A 14,557-nucleotide genomic window follows, 5' to 3' on the forward strand; every position below is an offset into this window, starting at 1 on the left:
TTTAAGGAAGCTCGATTTGTTTATTTTCCCTTGATTCCTTATATAACACAATCGTATTGCCGATTGTCTGCACCAATTGAGAGCGGCTTCCTTTTACAAGAGCCTCCGCAACATCATTTTTATCATCTTCGCAATTCTGAAGAACACTGACTTTAATCAGCTCTCTCGCTTCAAGCGCCTCAGCAATTTGTTTAATCATGTTGTCGTTTACTCCGCCCTTGCCTACTTGAAAAATCGGCGTTAGATGATGCGCTTTTGAACGTAAAAAACGTTTTTGTTTACCTGTTAACATTCTGTTCCTCCTAATTTTCCTATTACAATGGATCTCATTTTTTCAATATCAGGCTCTTGTCCAGTCCACAATTGGAAAGACAATGCTGCCTGTTCAACAAACATGCCCACTCCATCTAGTGTTTTCAGGCCTTTTTGTTTTGCTTCTTTTAAAAGAGCCGTCTGAATTGGATTATACACGATATCACATACGACAGCACTGCTTGCTGCATGCTTTAATGAAAGCGGCACTTCGTCCACGTTCGGGTACATGCCTACAGACGTTGTATGGATGATAACATCATACTGCTCAAGCCGCTCTTCTGCTTCTTTTATGCTCAACACTTCTTTATTGTGAAACGAGGGAGTGGATTCTGTAAGCTGCTTTGCTTTTTCCAACGTCCGGTTACAGATGTCAAACCTTTTTGGAACCTCTCGGGCAATTGTTGTAAAAATGGCTCTTGCCGCACCGCCCGCGCCGATCATTAAGAATGACAGTTCTGAGATAGGCTTGTCCAATACCTTCAATAATGACTTCACAAAGCCTTCCCCGTCGGTATTGTATCCGACAAGCTTGTCTCCCTCTCTTCTGACGGTGTTTACGGCACCGAGCACTTTTGCACTTTCATCAATATGATCCAGATAATCCAGAATGGAAACCTTATGAGGGACAGTCACATTAATTCCTTGTACGCCAAGTGCTCTTATTCCTTTTACCGCATCTTCCAGATCATCTTCTTCTACTTTGAAGGCATGGTAATGTCCGTCTAATCCGAGATCTATCAATGATGCGTTATGAATATCAGGTGACATGGAATGGGCAATCGGATTACCGATAACTCCGTACAGCTTCTTCATACTCCTCTCCCCTTTTCATTAAATTAATGAGCGCCGAACAAATACGTGAACGCCTTTTGGCGCGTAAGCCGTTATTTTTTTATCGGCGTCATGCACTGTTACCCAGCCTAACCCGGAGAATACGATATCTGTCTTTTTGTCTTTTATCGTAAACGTATGGGCAACCAATTCCGGAAACTCATCTATTTCATCTTTTCCCGGAGGTGTGAGCAATTCCCCTGCATGCTTTTCATAAAGCGCGTCTGCATTCTCCAGCTTTGTTCTGTGAATCATCAGCTCATTCGGCATATAGCAAACAAAAGGAGATCTATCTCCGGACACATAATCGAACCTTGCAAGTCCGCCGAAATACAATGTTTGCTGATCATTAAGCTGAAATGTGCGAGGCTTCAGCTCCTTTTTAGGAGATAGTATTTTCAGATCCTTTTTATTGACATAATGCGCCATTTGATGGTGGTTGATAATTCCCGGCGTGTCATAAAGCGCTGAGCCATCATCCAGCGGGATTTCAATTGCATCAAGGGTTGTGCCCGGAAATTGAGATGTCGTAATAATATCTTCTTCCCCTGACACTTCTTTAATAATCCGGTTAATAAAAGTTGACTTCCCTACATTGGTACACCCGACAACATAGACGTCTTTGCCATTGCGATAATGCTCAATCGCATCAATCACTTCTCTGATCCCCTGGCCGCGTCCCGCACTGACCAAAAATACGTCAACCGGCTTTAAGCCAAGCTCCTTCGCTTCACGCTTCATCCACTGGATCAGACGCTCTCTTTTCAATGATTTAGGCAAAATATCTGCTTTATTGCCAACCAATAAAATAGGGTTTCCTCCCACCAAGCGCTGCAGCCCATTGATCCAGCTGCCGTTAAAATCAAAAATATCAACAATTTTAACAACGAGTGAATCCGTTTCCCCAATTCCGTGAAGAATGTTTAAAAAATCATCATCCGTTAAGGAAACATCTTGTATTTCATTATAGTTTTTCAGTCTGAAGCAGCGCTGGCAAATCACATTTTCTTTCGTAAGCGATGCTGGCGGCGCGTAACCCAGACCTGTTTTGTCTTCGGTTTGGATTGCAACTCCGCAGCCGATACAAACAACCTTTTCCATTTCTTACTCCTCCCACTGAATGTGCCCTTTTCGTTTGAGAGCACTCAGTATTCTGCGTTCGACCTGGCGGTTAAAGCGCGTAATGAATCCGTCAGAGGAAGCAACAGGCACGACCAAAATTGTATGGTAGCCGTTTCGGTTTCCCCCGAGCACATCGGTCAGCAGCTGGTCTCCGATGACAACGCAGTCCTCTTTTTTCAGCTCCATATTGCGCACCGCCCTGTTAAAAGCTTTGCCCATCGGTTTTCTTGCTTTATAGATGAATGGGATTCCAAGCGGTTCGGAGAAAAGTTTTACTCTTCTTTCATTATTATTAGAGACAATCGTCACTTTAATGCCGTGCTCCTTCATTTCTTCAAACCACTCGATCAAACGCGGCGTCGCGTTCGGTCTGTCCCACTCAACAAGCGTATTATCCAGGTCAGTAATAATCCCTTTTACATTTCGTTCCTTTAATTTCTCAGGTGTAATATGAAAAATATTTTTTACAAACTCGTCAGGTAAAAAAAACTTTTTTAACAAAACCCGCACCCTTCCCTTTTCTTTCTCTTTAAAATGATTGTCGAAAAAAATCGAACTTGCGCCTAAAGAAAAACTGAGCAAAAAAATTTCGACAAAAATTGGGTTTCTTCACCAGGTGTGGATAAAATTACACACACTATCCACTCTTATTACATCACTCTTTAGACAAATTATAAACACGATACTCACAAGTTATCCACTTTTTGGTGTGGATAACAGAACGATTGTTCTTATATGCATTTCATGGTAGATTAAAGATAACTTCAGCTCAGATGTACGCAACTTACCAATGTATGCGTCAAAATCATGAATGATTCCAACTTTTAAGGAGGTGTCTCTCCCATTAATTGGGTTCCTAGCATGAGAAAACTGTCTGATGAATTACTAATAGAATCTTATTTCAAAGCCACCGAAATGAAGTTAAACCGTGACTTTATCGAGTTAATTGAAAACGAAATAAAAAGAAGATCGCTCGGACATATTATTTCCGTATCTTCTTAATAGGAATTTGTCAATTTTTCCGGGCGTATTTCCTTTTTTTACTCAGATGACTGATATTATATCACTTCGGTTACGCGCTTTACTACTGTTTTCAGCAAAAAACACCCCTAAAAAGAGGTGTTTTAAAGGGCTGGTTATCATGCAAACCAATATATGCCGCCCACAACCAGGAGAACAACAACTAAAACAACGATAAAAGCGTATCCATACGCTCTGCTGGCGCCATATGGCCAGCTTCCGAAAGGATACGAATAAGAATAACCGCTGCACATGTGAAGCGCCTCCTTTAATAAGGTTTTACAACAGCCTATGTAGGAGAAGTAAAATGGCTTAGGCCGTTGTCCGGCTCAGCGCTTCAAAACCTGCCCATCTTGTATTCCTTCAAATACAATCCTTGCCCCTTTAGGTGTCATATGATTGCCTGAAGGATCTATCAGACCGGATTGGATAAGCGCTTCATCAGTTGCTTTTCCGCCGTCTGCTTCTATAAAATGCTTCCAGTTGTCTACAAGAGGGACATCCAGGCGCTTCGACACATCTCTTGTAATATCATTGTATGAGTTGTGCCATTTCCTCGCCCCGCCTTTCGGTTCAAAAGCAGCTGCTTTATATCTGGAATAGTAAAAGAGATGGTTCTTCCCGTTTCCTTCAATAATTGGGATACATGTCATTAAGATCGGCTTGATTCCGTGTTTTCTGCTTTCTTTAATAAAATAAACCAGATTTTCTCTAAAACGCTGTTTCGACACTCTCGGTTTTCCCTCAGTTAGGATCGCGGCGTCATTGGTGCCAAACATAATAAACAAATGCTTCGGTTTTTGTTCCAGCACATCTGTCTGAAACCGCAGACGGGCATCCTCTGTTGTCTGTCCGCCAATTCCCGCATTGAGTATATCTAGCTTTCCTCGTTCAGCTGTTTTTAATATATTGACCCACTGCTGTGCTTTGGGATAGTCGCGATAGTCCCAATTAGAGCCTCGCGTATTGCTGTCACCAAATGCCACAACGTCTTCGTATCCCTTTCCATCGCATCCCGCTGCAATGAACAGCAGAAGGAAAAGGATAAAAAAATGTTTCATCTTTACACCTCCAAAAGCCTCACCTTAATGTTATACCTCTGTTCTCTTTCGTTCAACGAAGAGTTTTTTGTTATAATTGTTTTTTCCTATTGTTTAACGTGTCCCCCTCAGTGAAAATCATGCTGCTTTCCTTTTTGCATATCTGGTGATTCTGTTAAAATTCCCTTCTTCTCAATTGAAAAAACACGCAGGCTAAAGGAAAGACAACCTGAATCCGTACTGGAAACAGGTTATCCCTTAACTCTGCATTTATCTTAACTTCGATTTGAGCTTGGCCTTTGTTTTTGGGCCATAGATCCCGTCTGCAGTTAATCCGTTCATAAGCTGAAAACGTTTGACGGCATTTGCAGTTTTTGGTCCATAAACCCCGTCTATCCCATTATTTTTGGCACCCTTATCAGGATAAAAATAAAGCACGGCTAACGCCTTTTGCAACTGCAGGACTTTCGTGCCCTTTCGATAAGGCGATGTGAGTTTTATAATACCTGATGGCAGCAAATATGTTGGAGATGGCTCTTTTGGAGGTGTATCGGAGGAAGAAATTCCGTTGATAAAAGAATTCCAGTGATCCAAGAGTTTGCGCGGACAATTTTTACCGGACCATTTTTTGTGGGGAACGACATGATTCAACGGGATATTGTTTTCCTCCATTAGTTTTCGGATCAGCCACTGGGCATTTGCTGTTGCTTGATCAAAATTCCCGTCTGCATTTTCACAGATTTCAATCCCGATCGATTTGCGGTTGCCTGTCCCATTTGTACCGTCTCCCGCATGCCAGCCGTTTTCATTTAAAGGAAGATGCTGATAGATGACTGAATCGTCAACTGTAAAATGCCAACTGACAGTTGTGCTTGGATTTTTCACATAATTGGCGTGCATTTTCGCATCCGCGCCTTTTGCGGTATTCGCGGTATTATGCACCGTAATGTAAGCAGGCGTCATCGCATAGCCGGGGCGATTATCATTTGATGCCGGTATAAAATCCTTTTTTATCGTTACCATTTCTATCCCTCCCTACTATTAAAGAATGCAGAAAACAGAGAAATGGACAGCCTATTTTACAAGATAAAAAAGAATTGTGTTCCCAGTCTAAACATCGTTTTCAGTTGAACCGCTGAAATGACACCAGTTATACTAACCCTAGATGACGGAGGTTTTGGCTCCTGACATCATCTTAGTTGGGAGTGACCATAGACATGTTAAAAAAGATACTAGGTATTATCATAATGATTACTATCATTGCAGTCGGCTTTTTCCAGAAAGAAGCCTGGCTTGATGCAATCAAAGCAGGTGGGATGTTATCTTTTTTATTCAGTATGCTGCTGATTGCTGCCGATGTTTTTTTCCCAATTGTGCCGTTTGCTTTGGTAGCCGCTTTAAATGGCGCAGTGTTTGGAATGGCAAACGGGATTTGGATCACGCTGACCGGTTCAATGCTTGGTACAATGCTGCTGTTTTTTCTCGCAAGGTACAGCTTTAGAGACTGGGCCAGAAAAAAAGTACAGTCCTACCCTGCCATCCAAAGCTACGAGGCCTCCTTCCACAAAAATGCCTTTACAGCTGTTTTATTAGGAAGGCTCATTCCTGTCATTCCTTCTCTTGTTATGAATGTGATATGCGGGCTGAGTCAGGTGCGCTGGCATGTTTTTTTCGTTGCGTCTTTCATAGGAAAAATCCCGAATATTGTCGTTGTTACCATCGCGGGTGCCAATTTTGCCAGCAATAAATTACTGTCTCTCAGCATTTATGGAGCCTACATTCTGATCATTATGCTGATGATTTATAAAAAGTTCCCTCATCTGCTGAAAGTGCAAAAAAAATAAGGAGGCCTGTTCCCCCTTATTTTTTTTCTGTCGCATGGCCTCCGAATTCATTTCGAAGCGCAGCAACAACCTTTCCTGTAAACGAATCGTCAGTTAAAGAGCGGTATCTCATCAGAAGCGACATGGCGATCACCGGGGTTGCTGTCTGCAGATCAAGCGCTGTTTCCACCGTCCATTTCCCTTCTCCCGAAGAATGCATAATGCCTTTGATCTGATCCAGCTTCGCATCTTTAGAGAAAGCACGCTCGGTCAGCCCCATTAGCCAAGAACGAATGACAGAGCCATGATTCCACACTCTTGCAACCTTTTCGTAGTCAAAATCAAATTGGCTGTTTTCAAGCACTTCGAATCCCTCACCGATTGCTGCCATCATTCCGTACTCAATGCCATTATGAATCATTTTCAAGAAATGTCCGCTTCCCGCTTCACCAGCGTAAAGATATCCGTTTTCGACGGCAGCATCCCGAAACAGCGGCTCCGCAATGTCCCAGGCTTCAGGGTCTCCTCCCACCATAAAACAGGCTCCATGGCGCGCTCCCTCCATTCCGCCCGACGTTCCGGCATCAAGATAATAGATACCCGCCTCTTTCATTTGATTGTAGCGGCGAATCGATTCTTTATAATGAGAGTTTCCGGCCTCGATGATCATATCGCCGTTACTTAATAAAGGTGTCACATCGCGCAATACAGTGTCCACAACACCGTGCGGCACCATGACCCATAGAATACGCGGCGTATCTAATGAAGATACCAATTCGTTTAGATTCGTTGTACCTTCAGCGCCATATGCTTTCAGTTCATCAACAGCCGCTTGATTTACATCATACCCGACCGCTTGATGATTACGGTCCAAGAATTGCTTTCCTATGTTTATGCCCATTTTCCCTAAGCCGATTAATCCAAATTTCATGTCAGTTCCTCCTGGTTGTCTAAAAAGCCTTTACTCTTTATGTTCCCAGTGAACTGTATTGTGATACGCAAAAACCATATGAGCTTATAGGATTTCACTGCAAAAGGTGTGTTTCTTATGCAGCCTGTGTTTTTGATTTCCCGATACCGTCTGCGCCCCCCCATCTCCGTTTCTGAGCTCTCCTTTTATAAAACCATTAACTTATCCTTGATTTCCCAACCCATTAAGTTAAAATATGGGAAGAGAATTAGAGTTTTTCAGTAAAAGAAGGTGACATGTTGAAGGATCAATCTCACACTCTCATTGGAGTTACGAAAACCGCAGCATACTTTTTATATGCTGCACTTGGAATGATCGGCCTTACAATCGGGTATTTTATTCCGCAGATTGCAAAATGGGCTTTATCCCTTCAGTGGATTCATTTTGAAGGACCGCTCCGTATCATCACCTCTTTTCAGGGCTCATCAGCTGCATTTATCACTGCACTGCTCGTGATGTCCGCGGGAATTTGGTTCGCTCATTCGGTTATTGCAATGCTGCTGTCTGTAAAGATTACAGATGACACAGTGGAATTAATCACAGGAAAGAAAGTGCAAACGATTCGTTCCGACGACATCGCTCTTGTGTTTATCGATCACAAACGGCTTGTCCTCCTTGGAACAGCCGGATATGAATTGGTACGCGAAGAATTTGATGAAAAACCAGTAAAGGTCGAGAAGGCCTTTAGAAAGCATAAATATAAATGGGCAGCAGATGGTGATCCATTTAAAGGTCAATTTCGCCGGTGGATCCCTGATGCACCAGACCTCTCCCCAGGCGCCCATGCTTTATTGAAAGCTCGTCACAATGCACTGAAAGACGAGGAAACAGACGATGTTGAAGAATTCCGTCTCGAACTGGCACAGCTGGGCATCGTTGTTCGAGACGAAGGAACACGCCAGTATTGGCGAAAAGCAGAGACCTATCCTCCGAACCTTCAGCATCATGAAGGTTCGTAACAACAGAGGCTCAAGATTGAGCCTCTTCTATTTACTGCACAATAAACAGTACTCTCGTGCCGTCAGGATAACCGCTCATTTGATTCCCTACCCACGAGCCGGCCCCGCGATTATCTGAAGGTGTCACGTATCGGACGTCAGCTCCTGCACCGCCTTCCTCACAAACGGCCATCGGCCACTCATCCCGGTCATACCCCGGCTTCGTCGGAATTCCTTTTAACGATTCCGCCCGCCTTTTATCCGCTCCATCCCTGTCAATGGTGCAAATCTCAGAATGTCCCTCTGCAATCGCATCTCTAATATGATCTCCTGTTTCCGGATAACGAGAGAGCGGAAAATACAACACTTTGTCATACAAAGAAGCTCCCTTGATCGGCTGCGGAACCATGAAAGAAAGAAAAACCGCTGCTGCAAGAAGTAGGCCTGCCATCCATTTTTTCATTTCCATCCCCCTATACATTTATTCCATTTCAATGTATGGGCGCATGTGAAAGATTATTTATAAAATTTGAAGCTAGCCAGCAGCGGCTCCCTGCGATAAATTTCCCGGTACAGACACAGACAGCCTCCCGCTCACATACATTTACATATAGGCTTTTGCCTACATACTTTTGTGGAGGTGACGATGGTGACAGGTGTTTTCGCAGCGCTCGGCTTTGTTGTTAAAGAGCTTGTCTTTTTAGTATCTTACGTGAAAAACAATGCCTTTCCACAACCGCTCTCAAGCAGCGAGGAAAAAAAATACTTAGAGCTCATGGCTAAAGGGGATGAACATGCCAGAAACATGCTGATTGAGCATAATCTTCGCTTGGTCGCCCATATTGTGAAAAAATTTGAAAATACAGGTGAGGATGCAGAGGACTTAATCTCCATCGGAACAATCGGGCTGATCAAAGGAATTGAAAGCTATTCCGCCGGAAAAGGGACAAAGCTGGCGACGTATGCCGCGCGGTGTATTGAAAATGAGATTGTAATTACAAAAGGGGGGTGCAAACAAGTGACGCTTACTTTCATGAGTTTTATTTTATATAAGTCTAAATTATTCATTCTGCTACTACAATAACCGCTATATGATAATTAGCGAAATGATAAAGGCTGTTTCCAAAGGGAAGCTTCTTTTTGTTAGATAAGATTTCAAAAAAGTACACTTTTGTACATAGTACTTAGGCACATAAGAACTTCAACTAGCAAGAGAGTTAACCGTACATTTCTAAAACTCTGGAAGACCCAGTTTTGCGAGTACAATAACAATTGATATTCGCGGTTGTCGATCAAATGTTTACGCCACGTAGACAACAACCACCTACTCGCAGAGGTTCATGGCTTTCGATTGACGAATCTATTTCCCTTATATTGAACTAACGGGAAACGTTAGTTCATAGGGAGCACACGAAGCAGATTGCCGATTGGCGACTGCTTTAAACATACCCAATATGATTAATCTAATTTGTTCCCAAACTTCTTTCCAAATTCCTCCATTAGATCAATGATTGGAATTAATTGCTCACCTTTTGATGTTAATGAATACTCAACACGCGGTGGCACCTCGGGATAAACTTTGCGATTAATTAAGCCATCTGCTTCTAACTCTCGAAGTTGCTTTGTGAGTGACCCTTGTGAAATCCCCCCTAAGAAAGTTTTGATTTCATTGTAACGACGTTCTTTAAACTTCAAATACCAAAGAATCAGATATTTCCAGCGTCCTGAAAGTATGGTTTGGGAATAGGTTATTCCATATATATCCATACAATCTTCACTTAATGTATCTTTATCTACTTCTTCAAACCCATTGTTACATAATTTAGACACCATTTCACCTTCATTCTGCTATTAAGTACAAAAAAAAGTACTATAGCAATTATTATTGCCCTCTTCAAAAATAAGAGTAATGACTATATTGTAATTCATGTACTCAATCGATGGCAAATTAATTAAAGGAGAGTAATCCTAAATGAATAATATAAATATCTTAGCCAGGACCATGAAATACTTCATGTGGCGCTGATCTCGCGATTACCTAACGAGTTAGTGCAGCATAAATGATTACTTAAGCCATACTTCTCACAGGAGGAATTTAAAATGTCTAAAGAAATGAGTTTGCAAGACGTTCTAAGAATTTATATGGAGAGTAAAGAGGTATCAGACACGCCTACAGAAGAATATATGAAGAATGTTATGCAAAGTTATATTGATAATATTAATAAGAAAGATGCAGAAGCGATTATCAATTTATTTGCAGATAATTCGTCGGTTGAAGATCCAGTTGGTACAAAACCTATAGTAGGGATTGAATCTATAAAGTCTTTCCAGAAAGACGGTCTGGCTGTTATGAAAAAAGCGGAGCTAGTAGCACCAATTCGTACATCTCCTGGTAATTCAGCAGCTATGGTATTTACTATTCATATGGATTTTGGAGAACAAGAAGTTATTATAAAAGTGATTGATATCATGAAATTTGATGAAGCAGGTAAGATCGTTGAATTAAAGGCTTATTGGGGTAAAGATGATGTCCAAATCATCAGAGGAGAACTGAAAGATTTTCTAGCTAATTTTATGGAGAATACGGAGGTATCAAAGACTCCTACAGATGAGCATATGAGAAATGTTATGCAAAACCATATTGATCTTATTAATAAGAAAGTTACCGCAACACCATTTATGGATAATTTTGCGGATAATGCGTTGGGTGCAGATCCAGTTGGTACAAAACCTTTGCAAATTACCAAGGGATTTTCTTTGGAGGACTCTTTGCCTGTTGGAAAAAAAGCGGAGTTAGTGGCTCCGATTCGTACATCTTTTGGTAATTCAGCAGCTATGGCATTCGATCTTGATTTGGAATTTGAAGGACAAGAAGTTAATATTCAAATCATTGATGTCATGAAATTTGATGAAGCAGGTAAAATTATTGAAGTAATGGCTTATTGGGGTAAGGATAATGTGAAAGTAATTAAATAAAGGAAAACTCAGTATGAAGGTAAAGAATTATTGATAAAATGTGTTATTAATTTAATAGATTAACCATTAAGCTAACTGGAAATGTTAATTGAAAATAGAATAGAGCTTGCCGGTCGCGGCAGCTGCTCCTTTTTCGTTCAGCTAACGGGCAGTTTTGTTTAATAAGTACACTTCCATTATTCGGATATACTACATTGTATTGGAGTGAAGTTAAGTCTGCGAGCAGGTTTTTAACGTGGAAGTTATGTTTTGATCTTCGGGAAGCAAAAAAGTGCAAAACATAGTATTATACGCATCCGTGGAGCCCTCATTGGCGGCGGAACTCGGCTGGGACCAAAGCTCGTCAATGAGACACACCAATAATGGCATTAAACTTTTGCCTGTATGGTTGAACTTGATATGTACAATTGGGCCAGATTTCGACAACGTCAGGCGACATAAAGATAGGTGCTTTTGAAATCCCCGTAAAATGGGGATTTTTTATATTAAAGTACGATGCAGGAAAATAAATAAACATCCTTTAGTAAGTGGGTACCAAAATACCCCTTAAAATCGATTTAATCGAAAATCGGAGGAATAACAGGAGGATGAAGAAACTTGGGCGGAGATTTTCAGAATAGAGTATGGCTTACCACCTTTCCTGTTGCCGATCAGCAGTTCATCAGGTAATCAATAAGATCCCGGACTATTGTAAGTCCGGGATCTTTGTTTTCAATTGCATCACACCTATATAGAAGTATAGAAGGAAGAAAGGGACTAAAGAACTTAGTATTATTGCCGATTTATAAAGATTTAATTACAACATTATATCTGCTTAATTGTTTGAAAGTCGTCCATTAAGTAACTGAAACCTGTTCCTTGTCTCTTTTATGGATATCTTCCGTTCCAGCATCCAATGCAGATTTGTAATATGAGCATTTATAATCAATGACTTCCAATGTTTTTTTAAGTTCTTCCATCTGTGCTTCTACAGCAGCCTTCCGCTCGAGGAACATCTCATATCGTTGCTGCAGAGTAGAGTCTCCCTCGGAACACCAGTCTATGAATTTTTTTATTTTTTTGATCGGCATCCCGGATGATTTTAGGCACTCAATGATTTGGATTGCACCCATATCTGACTCTTTAAATAACCGTATTCCACTAGGTGTTCTTTCGACAAAAGGCAACAAACCTTCCTTGTCGTAGTAGCGTAGAGTGTGTGATGTAAGATTAAATTGTTTCGCAACTTCGCTTATGGAATATTTCTTCATTACTTATCCCCCCACTTGCTCAAGACTTAAAGTTAACTCTAAAATAAAGTTTACCACGGTAAGAGTGGATTGTCAGTATTGACTTAGAAGAGGAAACAGAAAGACACCTGGATGACAGAAGAAGTGATGACTACAAAGCAGTTTAGGTGGATAAGCTAAATGTTACTGAGGCCAGAAAAAAAACGAACAAACCCCTTGACTTAGAGTCGACTCTAAGATTTATCCTATGAACTGTGAACCTTTACTACAAAAAATAGAAGAAGAGAGGATGTTTTAAAAATGTCACATTATATTTTTAAGTTAAGCGAGAAAGTAACAAGGGAAACAGTTTCATATAATAATAGGTACGGAATTAAAGTTTCGGCAGATCTTTATTTGCCAAAGGATTTGGACAATTCAAAGAAATATCCAGCCGTTATTATCGGCGGACCCTATGGTGGTGTGAAAGAACAAGGTTCTGGTATTTATGGACAAAATATGGCGGAACGCGGATTTGTAGCTCTTGCATTTGACCCAGCATACAACGGAGAGAGTGGCGGAGAACCTCGTCACATTTCTTCACCTGATTCATTTGTAGAAGATTTCAGTGCAGCCGTTGATTATGTAGGTACTCGTTCATATGTCGATAGAAATAAGATCGGTGCAATCGGCATCTGTGGCAGTGGCGGATTTGTTCTTTCTGCTGCGAAGGTTGATCCTCGCATCAAGGCAATCGCCACCGTAAACATGTACGAAATAAGTCGCTATATACGAAACGGATGGCAAGATAGTATGACCAATGAACAACGCAGTGATTTCCTTAAACAACTTGGCGAGCAACGTTGGAAGGATTTTGAAAACGGAACTCCTCAGTTGGGTCCAACATACCCTGCCGAAATCCCAGAAGGATTAGACCCTATTACAAGTGAAATTTATGAATTTTATCTAACACCTCGTGGACAGCATCCCAATTCAATAGGTGCATTCACACTTACAAGTAATATGTCTTTTATTAACTTCCCTTTACTTTCTGATCTCGAATCCATTTCACCAAGACCGATTTTGTTTGTCATGGGTGAAAATGCACATTCACGCTATTTTACTGAAGATACTTTTAAGATGGCTGCTGAACCAAAGGAATTGGTTGTTGTCAAAGATGCAAGACATATCGATTTGTACGACAGAACAGACCTCATCCCATTTGACAAATTAGAATCATTCTTTATCGAGAATTTAAAGTAGCAATCTTTTTTAAACTGCCCATTTTGGGGCAGTTTTCTCTATTTAAAGAATGGGTTGATATAGGAGTAGAAAACAGTGATTAGGTAATTACTAATAGTCCCTCATGGTAGAAGGTGATACAGAAAATGGTTATGTCTCAGTAGGCACCTGTATCAGTCCTATTCAAATCCATTCGTAGATGCAAAATTTTTGAATACCATTGTAGCAGAACTTCCGAATGAAGTAAGAATAGGAAAAAATAATATGTAATTTTAGAAGTCATTTCAATAATTAGCTTTATAAATTACAAATTAATAAAATGGCTTTCATAAACCAAGAGAGAAAAGGAGTTGTCTGAATGAATGTGTTAATCTTAGCTGCAAATGGTCGAATTGCGAGAATTGTAGAGCAACGCTTATTGTCGGATCCAAAATTTAACAATATTAATTTAACTTTAGTCTTAAGAAACAGTAAACGCTTAGTTCATTTATCTGACCAACCTCGTGTAAATATCATTGAAGGTGATCTTGAAGACTTTGACCTAGTAAATCAAGCCATGAATGGTCAGGATCTTGTATACGTTTCAAATGTCGATATTAATCCTGATAACAAAATAACAAAAAATGTAATACAGGCAATGAATAATAATAACGTTAAAAGAGTGATATCAAGTAATACCATTGGGATCTATGATGAAGTACCAGGTGAATTTGGTCGAATGAATATGAATGCCATTCAAAGTGTACTTACAGCAGTTGTTAACTCTGAAAAATTACTGGCTAATTCAGATTTAGATTATACTGTCCTTCGTCTTCCTTGGCTTAACGACAACGAAGAAATCAACTATAAAGTAACTACTAAGCATCAACAATATGATGGAGATTATGTTTCTAGACAAAGTGTAGCTGACCTGGTATTAAAAATTATTGATAATCCAGACTATGGTTCAAAAGATAGTTTAGCCCTAGCTAATCCAAACAAACAATAGCAACCCGTTGACAGACAGTAAACAGTAAAGTCACCCTCGTTATGGAGCTCATAGACGGTTATAGGGTACTGAAAAACGCCTAAC

Annotated in this window: 17 protein-coding genes and 1 pseudogene; 7 read left to right on the forward strand and 11 right to left on the reverse strand. The window is 40.6% G+C overall.

The window, feature by feature from the left end:
* Nucleotide 1 precedes the first annotated feature (1 nt).
* From yhbY to MOB98_RS15385, 4 genes are read right to left on the reverse strand one after another with little or no spacing between them, the layout of a single operon-like run.
* The gene (gene yhbY, locus MOB98_RS15370; protein ID WP_268361223.1) at nt 2–292 is read right to left on the reverse strand and encodes a ribosome assembly RNA-binding protein YhbY; all 291 of its coding nucleotides are present in this window, start codon (nt 290–292) and stop codon (nt 2–4) included.
* A complete protein-coding gene (aroE, locus tag MOB98_RS15375) occupies nt 286–1,128 on the reverse strand; it encodes a shikimate dehydrogenase (protein WP_268361225.1) in 843 nt (280 codons plus the stop codon). Before aroE ends, yhbY begins: the two co-directional genes overlap by 7 nt.
* An 18-nt stretch (nt 1,129–1,146) precedes the next feature.
* Nucleotides 1,147–2,247 carry a ribosome biogenesis GTPase YqeH gene (gene yqeH / locus MOB98_RS15380; protein ID WP_268361227.1) on the reverse strand — a complete coding sequence of 367 codons (1,101 nt, stop codon included), beginning with the start codon at nt 2,245–2,247 and terminating at the stop codon, nt 1,147–1,149.
* 3 nt (nt 2,248–2,250) lie between these two features.
* Nucleotides 2,251–2,769, reverse strand: a complete 519-nt coding sequence (locus tag MOB98_RS15385) for a YqeG family HAD IIIA-type phosphatase (protein WP_003226126.1) — start codon at nt 2,767–2,769, stop codon at nt 2,251–2,253.
* Between the two features lie 360 nt (nt 2,770–3,129).
* Here MOB98_RS15385 and MOB98_RS15390 point away from each other — a divergent pair, with 360 nt between their 5' ends.
* Nucleotides 3,130–3,270 carry a sporulation histidine kinase inhibitor Sda gene (locus MOB98_RS15390; RefSeq protein ID WP_268361229.1) on the forward strand — a complete coding sequence of 47 codons (141 nt, stop codon included), beginning with the start codon at nt 3,130–3,132 and terminating at the stop codon, nt 3,268–3,270.
* 137 nt (nt 3,271–3,407) lie between these two features.
* Here MOB98_RS15390 and MOB98_RS15395 read toward each other — a convergent pair whose 3' ends face one another.
* The 3 genes from MOB98_RS15395 to MOB98_RS15405 all read right to left on the reverse strand — a co-directional run bounded on the left by MOB98_RS15395 (nt 3,408) and on the right by MOB98_RS15405 (nt 5,351).
* The gene (locus MOB98_RS15395) at nt 3,408–3,542 is read right to left on the reverse strand and encodes a hypothetical protein (RefSeq protein WP_268361231.1); all 135 of its coding nucleotides are present in this window, start codon (nt 3,540–3,542) and stop codon (nt 3,408–3,410) included.
* A 75-nt stretch (nt 3,543–3,617) separates the two neighbouring features.
* Entirely contained in the window at nt 3,618–4,349 is a 732-nt protein-coding gene (locus MOB98_RS15400) for an SGNH/GDSL hydrolase family protein (RefSeq protein ID WP_268361233.1), read from the reverse strand.
* 249 nt (nt 4,350–4,598) lie between these two features.
* Nucleotides 4,599–5,351: an N-acetylmuramoyl-L-alanine amidase gene (locus tag MOB98_RS15405; protein WP_268367178.1), complete on the reverse strand. Its 753-nt coding sequence runs from the start codon at nt 5,349–5,351 to the stop codon at nt 4,599–4,601.
* A 194-nt stretch (nt 5,352–5,545) separates the two neighbouring features.
* On the opposite strand from MOB98_RS15405, the gene MOB98_RS15410 reads away from it, so the two are divergent.
* Nucleotides 5,546–6,172 carry a TVP38/TMEM64 family protein gene (locus tag MOB98_RS15410; RefSeq protein ID WP_268361239.1) on the forward strand — a complete coding sequence of 209 codons (627 nt, stop codon included), beginning with the start codon at nt 5,546–5,548 and terminating at the stop codon, nt 6,170–6,172.
* A gap of 16 nt (nt 6,173–6,188) precedes the next feature.
* On the opposite strand, the gene gnd is transcribed toward MOB98_RS15410, so the two are convergent.
* Nucleotides 6,189–7,082 carry a phosphogluconate dehydrogenase (NAD(+)-dependent, decarboxylating) gene (gene gnd, locus MOB98_RS15415; RefSeq protein WP_268361241.1) on the reverse strand — a complete coding sequence of 298 codons (894 nt, stop codon included), beginning with the start codon at nt 7,080–7,082 and terminating at the stop codon, nt 6,189–6,191.
* 275 nt (nt 7,083–7,357) lie between these two features.
* Here gnd and MOB98_RS15420 point away from each other — a divergent pair, with 275 nt between their 5' ends.
* Nucleotides 7,358–8,080: a DUF308 domain-containing protein gene (locus tag MOB98_RS15420; protein WP_268361244.1), complete on the forward strand. Its 723-nt coding sequence runs from the start codon at nt 7,358–7,360 to the stop codon at nt 8,078–8,080.
* Between the two features lie 31 nt (nt 8,081–8,111).
* Here the strand turns inward: MOB98_RS15420 and MOB98_RS15425 are convergent, their stop codons facing one another.
* Entirely contained in the window at nt 8,112–8,522 is a 411-nt protein-coding gene (locus MOB98_RS15425; RefSeq protein ID WP_268361246.1) for a NucA/NucB deoxyribonuclease domain-containing protein, read from the reverse strand.
* 183 nt (nt 8,523–8,705) lie between these two features.
* On the opposite strand from MOB98_RS15425, the pseudogene MOB98_RS15430 reads away from it, so the two are divergent.
* Nucleotides 8,706–9,056: pseudogene (locus MOB98_RS15430) on the forward strand (sigma-70 family RNA polymerase sigma factor); the annotation flags it as partial.
* A gap of 461 nt (nt 9,057–9,517) precedes the next feature.
* Here MOB98_RS15430 and MOB98_RS15435 read toward each other — a convergent pair.
* Complete coding sequence (locus MOB98_RS15435; protein ID WP_311766009.1) at nt 9,518–9,889, reverse strand: winged helix-turn-helix transcriptional regulator; 372 nt, start codon at nt 9,887–9,889, stop codon at nt 9,518–9,520.
* 270 nt (nt 9,890–10,159) lie between these two features.
* Here MOB98_RS15435 and MOB98_RS15440 point away from each other — a divergent pair, with 270 nt between their 5' ends.
* Nucleotides 10,160–11,035, forward strand: a complete 876-nt coding sequence (locus MOB98_RS15440) for a nuclear transport factor 2 family protein (RefSeq protein WP_268361248.1) — start codon at nt 10,160–10,162, stop codon at nt 11,033–11,035.
* Between the two features lie 836 nt (nt 11,036–11,871).
* On the opposite strand, the gene MOB98_RS15445 is transcribed toward MOB98_RS15440, so the two are convergent.
* Nucleotides 11,872–12,285, reverse strand: a complete 414-nt coding sequence (locus tag MOB98_RS15445) for a MerR family transcriptional regulator (protein ID WP_268361249.1) — start codon at nt 12,283–12,285, stop codon at nt 11,872–11,874.
* A gap of 279 nt (nt 12,286–12,564) precedes the next feature.
* On the opposite strand from MOB98_RS15445, the gene MOB98_RS15450 reads away from it, so the two are divergent.
* Entirely contained in the window at nt 12,565–13,506 is a 942-nt protein-coding gene (locus MOB98_RS15450; protein WP_268361252.1) for an alpha/beta hydrolase, read from the forward strand.
* A 337-nt stretch (nt 13,507–13,843) separates the two neighbouring features.
* Nucleotides 13,844–14,473: an NAD(P)H-binding protein gene (locus MOB98_RS15455; protein WP_268367177.1), complete on the forward strand. Its 630-nt coding sequence runs from the start codon at nt 13,844–13,846 to the stop codon at nt 14,471–14,473.
* Nucleotides 14,474–14,557 lie beyond the last annotated feature (84 nt).

The organism is Bacillus sp. N13C7 (assembly GCF_026790065.1).
In the GTDB taxonomy this organism is placed as follows: domain Bacteria; phylum Bacillota; class Bacilli; order Bacillales; family Bacillaceae; genus Bacillus.

Bases quoted from the DNA above. Each gene is read 5' to 3' on its own strand.
- yhbY (WP_268361223.1), bottom strand. From the start codon at position 292: ATGTTAACAGGTAAACAAAAACGTTTTTTACGTTCAAAAGCGCATCAT.
- aroE (WP_268361225.1), bottom strand. From the start codon at position 1,128: ATGAAGAAGCTGTACGGAGTTATCGGTAATCCGATTGCCCATTCCATG.
- yqeH (WP_268361227.1), bottom strand. From the start codon at position 2,247: ATGGAAAAGGTTGTTTGTATCGGCTGCGGAGTTGCAATCCAAACCGAA.
- MOB98_RS15390 (WP_268361229.1), top strand. From the start codon at position 3,130: ATGAGAAAACTGTCTGATGAATTACTAATAGAATCTTATTTCAAAGCC.
- MOB98_RS15395 (WP_268361231.1), bottom strand. From the start codon at position 3,542: ATGTGCAGCGGTTATTCTTATTCGTATCCTTTCGGAAGCTGGCCATAT.
- MOB98_RS15400 (WP_268361233.1), bottom strand. From the start codon at position 4,349: ATGAAACATTTTTTTATCCTTTTCCTTCTGCTGTTCATTGCAGCGGGA.
- MOB98_RS15405 (WP_268367178.1), bottom strand. From the start codon at position 5,351: ATGGTAACGATAAAAAAGGATTTTATACCGGCATCAAATGATAATCGC.
- MOB98_RS15410 (WP_268361239.1), top strand. From the start codon at position 5,546: ATGTTAAAAAAGATACTAGGTATTATCATAATGATTACTATCATTGCA.
- gnd (WP_268361241.1), bottom strand. From the start codon at position 7,082: ATGAAATTTGGATTAATCGGCTTAGGGAAAATGGGCATAAACATAGGA.
- MOB98_RS15420 (WP_268361244.1), top strand. From the start codon at position 7,358: ATGTTGAAGGATCAATCTCACACTCTCATTGGAGTTACGAAAACCGCA.
- MOB98_RS15425 (WP_268361246.1), bottom strand. From the start codon at position 8,522: ATGAAAAAATGGATGGCAGGCCTACTTCTTGCAGCAGCGGTTTTTCTT.
- MOB98_RS15440 (WP_268361248.1), top strand. From the start codon at position 10,160: ATGTCTAAAGAAATGAGTTTGCAAGACGTTCTAAGAATTTATATGGAG.
- MOB98_RS15445 (WP_268361249.1), bottom strand. From the start codon at position 12,285: ATGAAGAAATATTCCATAAGCGAAGTTGCGAAACAATTTAATCTTACA.
- MOB98_RS15450 (WP_268361252.1), top strand. From the start codon at position 12,565: ATGTCACATTATATTTTTAAGTTAAGCGAGAAAGTAACAAGGGAAACA.
- MOB98_RS15455 (WP_268367177.1), top strand. From the start codon at position 13,844: ATGAATGTGTTAATCTTAGCTGCAAATGGTCGAATTGCGAGAATTGTA.